At 52.8% G+C, this 13,769-nt stretch carries 13 protein-coding genes and 1 tRNA gene; 9 read left to right on the top strand and 5 right to left on the bottom strand.

Features of this window, described 5'->3' with window-relative positions; all coding sequences use genetic code 11:
• From HN413_09305 to HN413_09320, 4 genes are all read right to left on the bottom strand, one after another.
• Entirely contained in the window at positions 1 to 1,149 is a 1,149-nt protein-coding gene (locus HN413_09305; protein ID MBT3390596.1) for an ABC transporter permease, read from the bottom strand.
• 178 nt (positions 1,150 to 1,327) lie between these two features.
• Positions 1,328 to 2,494 carry a c-type cytochrome gene (locus tag HN413_09310; GenBank protein ID MBT3390597.1) on the bottom strand — a complete coding sequence of 389 codons (1,167 nt, stop codon included), beginning with the start codon at positions 2,492 to 2,494 and terminating at the stop codon, positions 1,328 to 1,330.
• A gap of 15 nt (positions 2,495 to 2,509) precedes the next feature.
• A complete protein-coding gene (locus tag HN413_09315) occupies positions 2,510 to 3,169 on the bottom strand; it encodes a cytochrome b6 (protein ID MBT3390598.1) in 660 nt (219 codons plus the stop codon).
• Positions 3,170 to 3,171: 2 nt separating this feature from the next.
• Positions 3,172 to 3,666, bottom strand: coding sequence for a ubiquinol-cytochrome c reductase iron-sulfur subunit (locus HN413_09320; GenBank protein ID MBT3390599.1), 495 nt, complete (start codon positions 3,664 to 3,666; stop codon positions 3,172 to 3,174).
• Between the two features lie 363 nt (positions 3,667 to 4,029).
• Between HN413_09320 and HN413_09325 the strand changes: the two genes are divergently transcribed.
• The 8 genes from HN413_09325 to HN413_09360 all read left to right on the top strand — a co-directional run bounded on the left by HN413_09325 (position 4,030) and on the right by HN413_09360 (position 11,627).
• Positions 4,030 to 4,419 (top strand): hypothetical protein, encoded by a 390-nt coding sequence (locus HN413_09325; protein ID MBT3390600.1) that lies wholly within the window; start codon positions 4,030 to 4,032, stop codon positions 4,417 to 4,419.
• 89 nt (positions 4,420 to 4,508) lie between these two features.
• On the top strand, positions 4,509 to 4,928 hold the full coding sequence (locus HN413_09330) for a hypothetical protein (protein MBT3390601.1): 420 nt from the start codon (positions 4,509 to 4,511) through the stop codon (positions 4,926 to 4,928).
• 181 nt (positions 4,929 to 5,109) lie between these two features.
• Positions 5,110 to 6,900 (top strand): succinate dehydrogenase flavoprotein subunit, encoded by a 1,791-nt coding sequence (locus HN413_09335; GenBank protein ID MBT3390602.1) that lies wholly within the window; start codon positions 5,110 to 5,112, stop codon positions 6,898 to 6,900.
• An 11-nt stretch (positions 6,901 to 6,911) separates the two neighbouring features.
• A complete protein-coding gene (locus tag HN413_09340) occupies positions 6,912 to 7,613 on the top strand; it encodes a succinate dehydrogenase iron-sulfur subunit (GenBank protein MBT3390603.1) in 702 nt (233 codons plus the stop codon).
• Positions 7,614 to 7,802: 189 nt separating this feature from the next.
• A complete protein-coding gene (locus HN413_09345) occupies positions 7,803 to 8,873 on the top strand; it encodes a response regulator (protein MBT3390604.1) in 1,071 nt (356 codons plus the stop codon).
• Between the two features lie 53 nt (positions 8,874 to 8,926).
• A tRNA-Arg gene (locus HN413_09350) sits at positions 8,927 to 9,000 on the top strand.
• 32 nt (positions 9,001 to 9,032) lie between these two features.
• A complete protein-coding gene (locus HN413_09355) occupies positions 9,033 to 10,886 on the top strand; it encodes a hypothetical protein (protein MBT3390605.1) in 1,854 nt (617 codons plus the stop codon).
• 321 nt (positions 10,887 to 11,207) lie between these two features.
• Positions 11,208 to 11,627 carry a universal stress protein gene (locus HN413_09360; GenBank protein MBT3390606.1) on the top strand — a complete coding sequence of 140 codons (420 nt, stop codon included), beginning with the start codon at positions 11,208 to 11,210 and terminating at the stop codon, positions 11,625 to 11,627.
• A gap of 81 nt (positions 11,628 to 11,708) precedes the next feature.
• Here the strand turns inward: HN413_09360 and HN413_09365 are convergent, their stop codons facing one another.
• Positions 11,709 to 12,296 (bottom strand): molybdenum cofactor guanylyltransferase, encoded by a 588-nt coding sequence (locus HN413_09365; GenBank protein ID MBT3390607.1) that lies wholly within the window; start codon positions 12,294 to 12,296, stop codon positions 11,709 to 11,711.
• A 158-nt stretch (positions 12,297 to 12,454) separates the two neighbouring features.
• Here HN413_09365 and amrS point away from each other — a divergent pair, with 158 nt between their 5' ends.
• Positions 12,455 to 13,564 carry an AmmeMemoRadiSam system radical SAM enzyme gene (gene amrS / locus HN413_09370; protein MBT3390608.1) on the top strand — a complete coding sequence of 370 codons (1,110 nt, stop codon included), beginning with the start codon at positions 12,455 to 12,457 and terminating at the stop codon, positions 13,562 to 13,564.
• The last annotated feature ends 205 nt before the right edge of the window (positions 13,565 to 13,769 follow it).

The raw sequence follows: 13,769 nt of genomic DNA on the forward strand, positions 1-13,769 counted from the left end.
CTACATTCCCAGCGCCCGTAGGGGTTCAACCTTCAGCGCCATGCGGATCGAAACCAGCCCGCCGATTGGCCCAATCAAAAGGAGCGCAATCACGGCTATCAGTATTGCTGTGCCTGTAAACACAATCGGCACGCCGCTGGGCAGCCCAAAGGCCATACCCAGGGTGGCCGCCCCGCCGATCGCCACACCGAAAATTGTCACAAAGATAATTTGAAAGATCGCCGCATTGGCAACCGAATGATTTGATGTACCGATGGCCTTCAGCATTCCGATTTGGGCGACTTTTTGCAGGGTTTGAATCTGGAAGAAGCCGCCGATGACCAGCACGCCGATCAGGAATGTGAAGCCCTTCATCGTGTTGAGCGTGCTTTGTTGTTCGGCGTAGCCCGGTGCGGCCTCGTAGGTGGTTTTGATGTCGGCAGTTTCGATGCCGTCCACACGGCTCTCCAGATAGTGACCCATTTCAACTTTGGCATCCGGATTTTGCAATTGGATTGCCAGTATATTCGGCAGCAGCGGAGCGGCATTGGTATTGGTATCCGCTTTGGGGCGAATCTCGTCCCAGATTTCGAGCGGCACAAATACCGAAGGTTGGAAGAAATATTGCCGTCCGTCGGTGATACCGCTGACTTTTAGCTCGTAAAACTCGTCTTCTGCGCCCTGGGTGGTTTTGACAATTATCGTATCGCCAACCTGTACGTTGGCTTGTTCGGCAATGCGCCCGTCAATGACAGTTGTTTTCGATTGCTTGGAGCGCAGGGCTTCGCCTTCGAAGGCGGGCGGCGCGCCGGGTTTACCAGGTTCCACACCGATTAAAGAAACCTCAACCGGCTCAGCGCCATTCTTGAACAGGATCGTCACGTTGCTGAAACCAATTGCGCCCACATCGGCCACACCTTCCCAGCGGCGCACCTGTTTGAGCGTGTTATATTCCAGGCGACTTTCCAGGGTGGAGAAGCCGGTATCTTCCTGAAAAACGAGCAGATCAGCGTTGATTTTTTCGAGATACTCTTTGTTGGCAGAGGCCAGGCCCTCGCCCAGCCCGGCAGTGAACAGCACTAACACAGTAATCAGCGCAATCACCAGGCTAAAAAGCAGGTAACGACCCTTGTTGCGCCAGATTTCTTTGAAACTTAAATAAGCAGCCATATATTCCTCACGATGATGATTTTTGTTTGCAACGAGGATAAATATATCTGAATATCCTGATTTTGTCAAGTATTTGCACATATATATTTTAGTATTTGTGGATTAAGAATCAAAAACCCCAGGGAATTTTGAATTCCCTGGGGTTTGCGGCAAAACTTGCTCTGGGTTGGTTCTCTGATTAGGGGGTCGGTGTTGCCTCGACGGCGACTTCATCGGCCATTTCGGGCATGCCAGCCTCGATCCAGCGGCGGAACATTTCTACATATTCGACCTTCAGGTCTTTGCTGGGCGGCATGGCGCCAATTTCGTTGCCGTCGCTGCCAATCACGGTTTGACGGTGCAGGGTTTGCATCAGGTAGCTGGCATCGGGGTCATTGGGAATGATATTGTTGGCGGCGTTGATGCCCGTGGTCAGTATCTCGGTGTAGCTGCCCATCAGATATTCGTTATTCTCTTTGCCTTCACGGTGGCAAGAGACACAATAGCGTTTGGCTACAGCCGAGATATGCACCTCGTATGAGGGCACTTCGCCCTCCGCCAGCGCAGGGATGCCGACAATCGCATCTTCAGGGATTTCGGCGCGCTCATCCCAGGTGTAGCGCATGAAGGCGACGATATTTTCGATCTCGCTGCGCTGCAACTCGCCGCCGTAGCCCAGACCATAGGGGGGCATACCTAAATCTTGCTGGCCCATATCGACGATATTGAAAAGCGTCTGGTCGGTGCGCGTCCACATTTCGTCCTGGCTGCTGATCGGTTTGATGAAGGTGCCTTCCAGCCCTTCCACGCCGACAACTTCGCCGCCCTCGCCCTCGGGTTGATGGCACTCAGCGCAGTAGATTGAGTACAGGTCTTGCCCCTGGATGACTTGCTCGGCGATCGAGCCTGCCAATGCGGTTTCTTCTTGCTCAGGGGTGGTAATAACGGCTCGGACTGTCAGACCAACGATGCCCAGCACGATCACACTCATCACGCTGATGGCGACTTTGCGGTTTTTCCAGTAGCGCGAGGGGTTTTTGTCCAAAAAGGGCAGCGCAATCAGCGCCAGCACGGCGATACCAGGGATTAGCGCTGTACCGACCCATTCGATGGCTCCAGGGACGAATTTGAGCGCCTCAAATAAAAACAGGAAGTACCATTCCGGGCGGGGGATGTAAGCTGTATCGTTAGGATCCGCTTTGGGTTCGGCTGCCACCCCCACAAAGGCTGCCAACCCGATGAGCAGGATGAACAGCGCAAATGAGACCAGTAAATCCTTGTAGATAATATCCGGCCAGAACTTGACACCTTTTTGTTTGGCAGCAGTATATTTTGCGTGATATTTCTTCTTATGTTCTTCGTTCACGGTATGCCTCCTGCCTTACTCGTCCTCGCCGGGGACATTGGAAATTCCCAGGCGGATGATGAGATACATATGGACGCTGATGAGCAGCACAATGCCCAACGGCAAAAGCCAGATATGTGCCGAGAAGAAGCGCGCCAGTGTGACTGCGCTCAGGCCGCTGCCGCCGCGTAAGGCTCTAAGGATGAAATCGCCAATTCCGGGTACAGTTCCAGCGATTTCGGTGCCCACGGTAGTCGCCCAGTACGCTCGCTGATTCCAGGGCAACAAATAGCCAGTGAAGCCCATGCCCAAGGTGAGCAGCAGCAAGAGGGATCCTGTCAGCCAGGTGATTTCGCGGGGGTATTTGTAGGCGCCGTAGAAGAAGGTGCGCAGCATGTGTATGAAGACGATTAACACCATCAGGCTGGCTCCCCAGTGATGGATGCCGCGGATCAGCCAGCCGAAAGCCACGCCATCCATGATATATTGAATGCTGTCGTAGGCTTTATCGGGGGAGGGAACGTAGTACATGGTTAGGAATATGCCAGTGATGCCCTGCATGACGAACAGGAATAAACTGGCGCTGCCCAGGGTGAACCACCAGTTCACTTTGGGTACTTTTCGGTCGAGTACGGCGCCGTAAATGGCCTCCAGGCCAAGACGTTCATCGAGCCATTGGAAAATTTTTTCAAACATACTTAGGCCTCCGTCAGGTGGATGAGAATATTCCCATCTTCGATTGTGTATTCATATTCATCCATCGGGCGGGGCGGCGGCCCGTAGAGGACCTCACCGTTCAAGCCGAATTGTGCATCATGGCAGGGGCAGGTGTAGGCTGCCACTTCTTCATTCCAGTTGACGCGGCAACTCAGATGCGTGCAGACATTGGAATAGACGTTCAACGCGCTTTCCGATTTGCGTACCACAAAAACGCCGTAGCTATTGGTGGTTTGCTCCCACCCGTTGACTTTGGTGCGAGTAAAGCTGAATAATTTCGGACTGCCAATGGGATACGAATCGAGCGCACCGAGAGATACCCAATCGTCAATTTCTGTGGCTTTTAGCGCTGGTGAGATCACATACCCGATAATGGGAATGCCGACCATCGCGCCCATAATAGACCCCAGGAAAGACATGACGATTTTGGTGAAATCACGACGGCTGAGATTAGGAGATGAACTCTTTTTTGCCATGCGTACCTCCTCTGTAAAAAATAATGAATAGCGAATGATAAACAGCGAATAATGCATGACGGCGCTCGTCATTCATCATTCGCTAGGCTTCTCATTCCTCAGATTAGTATTATAAAACAGAAGAATTGGAAATGTTGAGGATACATGGGACTAACAAACCATGAAGTCTGTCACTTTTACGAATGTATGAAAATGCGGAATAATAGAGGTAAGTTCTCCAATTCAAAAGCGAGAAGCTATTTCTGGGTTATGCTTACTAAGATACAAAGGCTCGAAGATCTATAAATCCTTTGTGTCTTTTTGTCGCTTGTACCCTTCAGGGTATTGTTATAGATTATTTTTAACGCTCAAGAGGAGGCTCTTATGGCGCTTGATCGGAAAGTAGGTTTTCTGGACGGAGTGCGGTACAAAGGGGGCGGCCCGATGCTGGCCTGGGCGCTGCACCGTATATCCGGGCTGGGTATGATAATTTTTATCAGCCTGCATGTCGTGGCTTCTTTTTTCACGCAGCAAATGGGCAGCGATTGGGCAATAAATATTAATATTATCTACGAATCGCCGTATTTTCAATTATTGATCGTTTTCACGGTGTTATTCCACGGCTTGAACGGGATGCGCATCATCATCCTTGATCTGTGGCCTAAAATGCTGCGTTATCAGCGTGAAATGACCTGGCTGCAATGGTTGATCTTTGTCCCCATCTACAGCCTGACCATTTTTATCATGCTGCAGCGCGTTTTGGCTGGCGGGTAATTTCTTACCACAGAGACACGGAGATCACAGAGAATTTCTCTATTTATTTTGTGTCACCGTGGTGAATTTTTGATTTTATGGAGTTGACTATGCAAACAAAGAAAATTCCTCATCCCGGATGGAATCTGGAATATATGATGTGGATGTTCACGCGCCTCTCGGGGTTGGCCTTCTTTTTCCTGGCGATTACTGGTATGGCGGCGGCCCTGGTAATGGGCGCGCGCAACCAGATGGATTTGGGCACCCTCATGCGTTGGACGTTTTTCCCTAACCCAAACCATGTGCTGGATAGCAATATCCCCAATGTGGATATTTGGGCCAATGGTTTCTGGCAGATTATGCAAATGCTGGTGATCTTCTTCGGTGGTACGCACGGTCTCAACGGCTTGCGCGTGGTCATCGAAGACTACACATCGCGTCCGGCCTGGCAGATCATTACCCGTCTGGTTTTCTTCGTGCTGTGGGTTTTCATGATCCTGGCAGCCGTTTACGTTATCCTGGCTTCCTAGCCTCAGTTGAGAATGATTGAACTGACAGTTTATAAAGATGCTCGAGTCTAATCACGAATGGGTACGAATTTACCGAATTTCACGAATAAAAATTATGCTTTGCCTACCTTATTAAGAATAGTCGTGTCATTTGTGCTATTCGCGATACAAACGGCCGGGTTTCTAGTGGAGAATTGAACTTATGAAACATCATCAATACGAAGTCGTCATCGTTGGCGGTGGTGGGGCAGGGCTAATGGCAGCCCTATATGCTTCCAAAGGAGCTAGCACTGCGGTCATCAGTAAACTGTATCCCACGCGTTCCCATACCGGGGCTGCGCAGGGTGGCGTCGGCGCGGCTTTAGGCAACGCCGAAGAAGATAACGCCGAGTGGCATACCTACGATACCGTCAAAGGCAGCGATTACCTGGGCGATCAGGATTCCATCGAATTTATGTGCAAAGCGGCTCCCGAAGTGGTCTACGAACTCGAACACATGGGGCTGCCCTTTTCACGCAACGAAGACGGCACCATCGCACAACGCCCCTTTGGCGGACACACCAACAACAATACCGGTAAACCGGTCACACGCGCCTGCTATGCCGCCGACCGCACGGGTCACATGATTTTGCAGACGCTGTACCAACAGTGTATCAAGAACAAAGTTAATTTCTACGATGAATACCATGTTGTCGATTTACTAATGTCGAATGGGGTCGCCGCTGGCGTGGTAGCTCTTGAATTGGCAACCGGCGAGCTGCATGTATTCCATGCCAAAGCGGTGATTTTCGCCACCGGCGGGCATGGCCGCGTGTGGGAGATCACCTCCAATGCGTATGCCTACACCGGCGATGGCGTTGCAATCACTCTGCGGCGCGGCATTCCCGCCGAAGATATGGAATTCTTCCAGTTCCACCCCACAGGCATCTATCGCATGGGCATCCTCATCACCGAGGGCGTGCGCGGCGAAGGCGGCGTTCTGCTTAATGGTGATGGCGAGCGTTTCATGGAACGCTACGCGCCCACCGTCAAAGACCTGGCCTCGCGGGATGTCGTCAGCCGGGCCATGTATCTGGAAATGAAGGCCGGCCGCGGCATCAACGGCAAACGCTATTTATACCTGGATGTCACCCCCGATCTGGTCAATCACTATGCCTCGCTCGATGGGCGCACACGCCCCGACGGACGGCCTTATGTGACTTCGGCGGAGGAAATTCTCGGCAAATTGCCCGACATCATCGATTTTTGCCACACCTACCTCGGAGTTGATCCTGTCACCCAGCCCATGCCAGTGCAGCCCACGGCGCACTATGCCATGGGCGGCATCCCCACCAATATGCGCACCGAAGTGGTGATTGACGCCAAAAATGAGGTGTTGCCCGGCGTTTATGCGGCTGGCGAAGTAGCCTGCGTTTCGGTGCATGGCGCCAATCGTCTGGGCACCAACTCTCTGCTAGATTTGATCGTCTTTGGGCGTGAGGCCGGTGTTCGGGCCGCAGAATTCGCTCAGGGTGCAGATTTCCAGCCCCTTCCTGAGAATCCTGTCGATTTTATCCGCGCTCAATTTGACGCTCTGCGCAACGGCAGCGGATCCGAAAAAGCCGCCGATATTGCCAAAGAGATGAAAGAAGTTATGTTCGACCATGTGGGTGTATTCCGCGTGGAAGAAGGCATGCAGCAGGCGGTTGAGAAGATTCGCGAACTCCAAGAGCGTTTCAAAAATGTGAGCATCAATGATACTGGCAAACTTTATAACACTGAATTGTTGAACACGTGGGAGTTGAGTAACCTGCTCGATCTGGCCGAAGTGACCGCAGTTTCGGCCCTGGCCCGCAAGGAGAGCCGTGGCGCGCACGCCCGTGATGATTACCCCGACCGCGACGATAGAAAATGGTTGAAGCACACGCTGGCCTGGCTGGAAGATGGTAAAGTCAAGCTGGGTTACAAGCCGGTTGTAAAGACAAAATACGAACCGAAGAAGCGCGTGTATTAGGAGCGATGACCATGCAAGTAAAACTAAAAATCTTCCGTTACGATCCTGAAAACGATAAGAAACCGCACTTCGATAAATTTACCGTAGAAGCGGAACCGACGGACCGTGTACTCGATTTGCTGGAGTACATCAAGGATTATCAAGATGGAACCCTGGCCTATCGTCGCTCCTGTGCGCATGGGGTTTGTGGCTCCGATGCGATGCGGATTAATGGTGTCAATCGTTTGGCCTGCAAGGTGCTGGTTCAGGATGTAGGCACAACCCTCAAGGTTGAACCGATTTTGGGCTTACCAGTGCAGCGTGATCTCATCGTGGATATGGAGCCATTTTTCGATCATTATAAATCTGTGATCCCCTATTTTGTCGGGTCTGAAGAAATGCCCCAAAAGGAACAGCTCCAAAGCCCTGAAGATCGCGAACGCTTTGACGACACCACCAAGTGCATTTTATGCGGGGCCTGCACTACATCGTGTCCGTCGTTCTGGGCTAATGGCAGCTATGTTGGCCCGGCGGCGATTGTCAACGCGCATCGTTTCATTTTCGATAGCCGTGATCAGGCTGCGGTGGAACGACTTAAGATTCTAAACGATCAATTTGGTGTTTATCGCTGCCATACGATCTTCAATTGCACCGATGCCTGCCCGCGTGAAATTCAGGTTACACAAGCGGTTGGCGAAGTCAAGAAAGCTATCGCCACTGCCCGCCTGGATTAGTTTAGCTTTTTTAAATAATCGTCTAAAAAGCGTATGGAGATGGCACTGCCGCCCATACGCTTTTTAGACGATTGCGTTGGCGTGGTAATGCCTCCGCCCCCACATCTTCACGGCGATTCCCAAAGAGCCAGTAGAAAATCAGTTATAATCTGGTTCCTTGATAGTGCTTTGGCCCCCAACAGGTTAGCTATGGATCTAAGAGCCGAATTTACCCGCCCCCCGAATATCCTGATTGCGGATGATGATTGGTTTATCCGCGATGTACTTACGAACTACCTTACTAGCGCGGGGTGTCGGGTGCAAACCTGTGCCGATGGGGTTGAGGCCTGGGAAGCCGCCCAAGAGTCGCCGCCCGATTTGGTCTTGCTGGATATCCGTATGCCGCTTATGGATGGCCTGACCGTCTGTCGGCGTATCAAGAGCGAAACCCCAACCCAATTTATCCCGGTGGTGATCGTTACCGCACTGGATTCGCAAGATGAAGAACTGAAAGCGATTGAAGCGGGTGCCGACGATTTCATCACCAAGCCATTTAGTTCGATTATTTTGCTCACGCGCGTACGTTCGTTATTGCGCCTCAAGCGTCTGCACGATGATTTGGAAAGTCGCAACGTATTACTGAGCCAGGTACTCAATCGCTATGTTGATCAGGAAATCACTGATGTCATTCTGACCGACCCGGAGCGGCATCTGAAACTCGGGGGTGAAACCAGGCCAGTGACGGTGCTATTTGCCGATTTGCGCCACTTTACACAATTTAGCGCCTCGCACTCTGCGCCTCAGGTTGTTGATATTCTAAATCTGGTTTTCACTGAATTGGTAGAAATCGTGATGGGTAATCACGGCACATTTGACAAGTTCCTGGGGGACGCGATTATGGCCTTCTATGGCGCACCCCTCAGCGGCGATGATGACGCGGAACGCGCCTTGCGCTCGGCCCTGGAAATGCAGCAGCGCTTCAAGCAATTGCAAGCCGAAACGCCCGATCAGTTGCTTATGTCTCTGGACCTGGGGGTGGGTATCCATTCCGGCGAAGTGATTGTTGGCAATATCGGCTCTGAACGGGTGATGGACTATACTGTCATTGGTGACCCTGTCAATGTGGCGCGGCGCTTGCAAGAAACCGCTGAAGGTGGGCAAGTTCTGATTAGCGGTGAAACCAAACGTCAGGTAGACAATGCTCAAGTTGAGTATTTGGGTGAAAAGCTGCTTCATGGTCGTGATGCCCCGGTAGAAGTGTTCGCGTTGCAAGCCTTATAAGACGAAAGCGCGGCTTGCTGCCTGATAACCCCAATGCTATAATTTTTCTACTAGCCCTGGTAGCTCAATAGGATAGAGCAAGGCTCTCCTAAAGCCTAGGTTGTGGGTTCGACTCCCGCCCAGGGCATTCCCGTGTTTCGAGAGCAAAAAGGAGGAACCATGCTTACCGGTAAAGGCTTCTTCATCTCGGATATTGCCCAATGTGAGGGAGGCAACCCGCAGGCGATTGCCGAGCGGGCACATCAGGCTGGTTTGAGTTACGTTGTGATCAAAATTGCCGAAGGGATCATCCCGGCCAATTTTGCGACCGCTTCTGAGAATAATCCCATCCAGGCTTTGCGCAAGCGTTTGACACAACACGCCATTCAGCTTTGGGGTTGGCAACGCGTCTTTGGTGCTGATCCCGTGGCCGAAGGCCGCTTGGCGCAACAAATCATCAGTGACCAAAAATTGGATGGTTTCGCGGTTGTTGCGGCGGCCGAATACAAACAGCCCGGCGGGGATGCGAATGCGCGCCTGTATATGCACGAACTGCGCGGCGCACATCCACAATTGCCCATTGCACTAAGCTCTTACCGCTACCCTTCGTATCACAAAGACTTTCCCTGGGAAGCCTTCCTGACCTTTTGCACCTATAATATGCCCCTGGTTTTTTGGGTGCAGGCGCATAACCCTCACACCCAATTGATGCGCAGCTTTCAGGAATTTGATTCCCTGCGCCCGTTTCGACCGGTCATTCCCGTCGGGGCAGCTTTCAGCACCGATATTTGGCAGCCCACCCCGAGCGACGTCCAGGAATTCCTGAATACGGCTCAATCACTCAACCTCAACGCCATCAGCTTTTGGGATTGGGATTCAGCCTCCGGCGAGTTATCCAGCTTATGGCAACCCATCCAAAATACACCCTGGATACTTTCGGAGCTCCCAGCGGATGTGGTTGGCGAGTATATTACCGCCCTCAACACGCATGATGCCCAGGCTGTCAGCGCGCTATACGCTGCGCGTTGTGTGCATGTCAACGCGGCGCGCACGCTGGCGGGCAGAACCGCAATTAAGAATTGGTATGCAGGTTGGTTTGCGGATGGCCGCTCGGCGCTTATCTTTGACTTGATTAATTACCAGAGCGCGGGGAACGTGCGTCATTTCAAGTGGCGGGCTGCTCCTGCGCCCGATGAATTGGCTGCCTCCGGGGGGGGATCCTCACAACCGCACGAAGGGTATTTGCAACTCTTTCAGGGTGTGTTCTACCGAAAACAGCACAACCTGACCCCGCGCGAACACACCACTCACATCACCCTGATTGACCTCGATAACCCCGATATTGACCTGATCGTAACCCCGCGCACGGGGCTGGGCAGCACCACGTCGGATTTTTTGGGACGCTATAACTTGCAGTTGGCCGTAAATGGCGATGAATGGCTCAGTTTGACCGACCCGAAAGGTCTGGCGGTTGCGGAGGGCGATCAATACTCACCTGCATCGCCAGAGCCAACGGTGTATATTTCTCACAACAATCAAATACAAATTGGCGGCTCGCTGCCCCCCAGCCTGTGGGATGCTATTTCAGGCTCGCACACGCTGGTACAAAATGGCCTGATTAGCGCGAAAATACTATCCTGCGCCAAACCAGAATATTGTGAAATCAAAGCCCCGCGAACTGCGATTGGCAAAACTGCCGACAATCAGCTCGTGTTGGTGGTTGTACAAGGCCCCCCGTTGGATTTGCGCAACGCGCTGACGTTGAAAGAGCTGGCCGGGTTGCTCGTCAGTTTGGGCGCGCGCGATGCGATCTGTTTTGATGGTGGCGGGTCCAGCACGCTGGCGGTGGAACAATCTGGGGTAGCAAGTGTGTTCAACTTGCCCAGCGATGGCCCCGAGCGAACTGTGTCGAATCACTTGGGCGTGCGGGCGAAAAAACTGATTTCAGATACCGTAGCGCCATCCGAAGAAGGCAATGATACCTTTGGCCTGCTTAATGGGGAGATTGTATATCACCTTGCAATGACGGTGTAATACGAATGCCTTGAATTTTATTGCGAAATTGCAATAAAATTGAAATAATACTAGCTTGATTTCGCAATGTTAATGCGGTATTATATTGGCGACAAATGCCGGGGTGCCCCCCTCACTTCGGCATTTGTCGCTTAAACAATATAATTGCCCTGGCGAATTCGCCGGGGCTTTTTGTTCTTTGGTGGGAATTGCAATCTTATCTCTCTTTTTGTATACTGGAAGCAGAATGAAGCGGTGTTGTGCGAATGGGTTGATGTTTGGTGTTCTGGTTGGAGAATGCGTGTAGTTTTGGGATTCAAATTAGAAAAAAGGAGGTATGGGATGTATCAGAATATTCTGCTGGCAGTGGATGGATCGGAACACGCACTGAGTGCTGCGCACCTGGCTGGTGAAACGGCGCGGTATCATCAGGCTGCGTTATGGATTGTAGTCGCTTACGAGCCGGTACCATCGTATCTGGGAGAACCTGATTTCCAGCGGGTGGTATCGGCTCGTTTAGAGTACGCAACAGGCATTCTGGATGCAGCTGTTGCCGCGGCGGGCGAAATTGCGGGCGGCGTGGATACCGAGCTTTTGGAAGGCCCCGAAGCTGAGGCAATTTTAAATGTTGCCAATGCGCGCAAGGTTGATCTGATTGTGATGGGGTCGCGTGGCCTGGGACGCCTGACCGGATTCTTTTTGGGCAGTGTTAGCCAGAAGGTTGTTGCTCACGCGCCGTGTCCGGTACTTCTCGTCAAATAGTCTGGTGGTCAGTTTGTCGGGTCTTCGGCTTGATTAGCCTCGCGACCGACTGGCGACTTGACGATAAGACTAATGGATTGATTAGGCTAAACTCTCCGCGCGCTGAAATTCTTCGGGCGTATTGACATTCATGAAGGCCAGCCCGCGCGGGTCAAGTGGGTGCAGAATATCTTCGGGCACTTCGTGAATCTGGGCGTTTTTGTGCCAGGCGATCATACGCCATTGATTAGTGTCAATCGCGGCTTTGACAGCGGGTAAACAGGTTGCGCGGCGGTAGACAGCGTGCAGCGGCTCCAGGCCGTACTCAGTGCGCGGAATGGCGGCGTCGGCAGGGGTGATGAGCAGCAAGTCGCGGCAGGCGGCTAAAATAGCTGCGTTGGCGAAGGGCAGATCGCAGGCCACAATCGCTACGAGATCGCCGCGCGCCGCGCACAGGGCGGTGTACAGCCCACCGAGCGCGCCCCTTTCGGGGATGATGTCTGGGATGAGGGGAATCTCCAGGTAACGGAACCCAGCCGGAGTGTTGGTGGTGATCAGCGTCTCATCGGCCAGATATTTCACTCTCTCCAGGACGCGCTCAATCAGCGGCCTGCCCGAAAAAGATAGCAGGGCTTTCTCTTGCCCCATGCGGCTGGATTGGCCGCCTGCTTGAATGACGAGAGATAACATGGGGTGATTATATCTTTATTTCACCACGATACCCAGTGAGCATAGGCGGCAAGGGCAACAAGGCAATAAAAACTTCGTGTCCTTTCCCGTCTCGCACCGACGTGCTCGCAGCACAAACGGTGTGCCTTTGTAGTGAAGGAATTATGTATAATACCTGTATGAACACCGTCGCTGAAAAACTGGATGCTCTGACGCGCCCCGGCAAATTATATGAGCAGCTTGAAGATCGTGCCGTGCGCTGCTACGCCTGCGGGCATCGCTGCCTGATCCGTGAGGGGCGGCGCGGGGTGTGCCAGGTGCGTTTCAATCAGGGCGGCGAGTTGCGCGTGCCGTGGGGCTATGTGGCCGGGCTGCAAGTAGACCCAGTGGAGAAGAAACCTTTTTATCATTTGCTAGCGGGGGAAGATGCGCTCAGTTTTGGGATGCTGGGCTGTGATTTCCATTGTGGTTATTGCCAGAATTGGCTTAGTTCGCAGACATTGCGCGATCCGACATCGGACGTTTCGGAGCGCTATATCCGCCAGATTACGCCGCAACAGTTGGTCGATTATGGCCTGCGCGGCGGTGCGGCGATTGTCGCTTCGACATATAATGAGCCGTTGATTACCTCGGAGTGGGCCGTGGCAATTTTCAAGCTGGCGCAAGTCGCGGGGATGAAGTGTATCTACGTCTCAAATGGTAATGCCACGCCTGAAGTATTTGATTACCTGCGCCCGTATCTGACCGGCTACAAGATTGATTTGAAGACCATGCAGGACCAACAGTATCGGCGGCTGGGTGGGGTGTTGCAGCACGTGCTGGACAGCATCCGGCGGGCGCATGATCTGGGCCTGTGGGTAGAGGTGGTTACGCTGGTGGTGCCCGGCTTCAATGACAGCACCGACGAGTTGATGGACATGGCGCGTTTTGTGCGCTCGGTGTCGGCGGATATTCCCTGGCATGTTTCGGCGTTCCACCCCGATTACAAGATGACCGAGCCGGGGCGTACGCCCGTAGAAACGCTGCATCGGGCGGGCGAAATTGGGCAGGAGGCCGGGCTGCGTTATGTTTACGCCGGGAATGTGGCCGGGCAGTTGGATGCGTACGCGCATACGCGTTGTCACGCGTGCAATAAGGTGCTGATTGAGCGTTACGGCTATGTCATTCGCGGTTATCGCATATCCGCAGAAGGTACATGCCCGGACTGCGGCACAAAAATCCCTGGTGTATGGACTCAGCATCCGGAGCGAGTGCGCCTGGGCGGGCCGGGCTTTCCGCGCAGATTGTAGCGATTTTTCACCACGAAGACACGAAGTAAAACAGAAGTTATTCTTTGAGTCTTCGTGCCTTTGTGGTAAATTTTCTTGTAGACATGTGATAATTTCAATTGAGGAGTACCCCATGCCCCACGAAAGTTACAAAAAATGGGCCGAGCGTCTCGATGCGCTGCCCAACGGCTACCCCCCCACCGAAGACGGCGCCGAATTGCGTCTG

The organism is Chloroflexota bacterium (assembly GCA_018648225.1).
In the GTDB taxonomy this organism is placed as follows: Bacteria; Chloroflexota; Anaerolineae; order Anaerolineales; family UBA11858; genus NIOZ-UU35.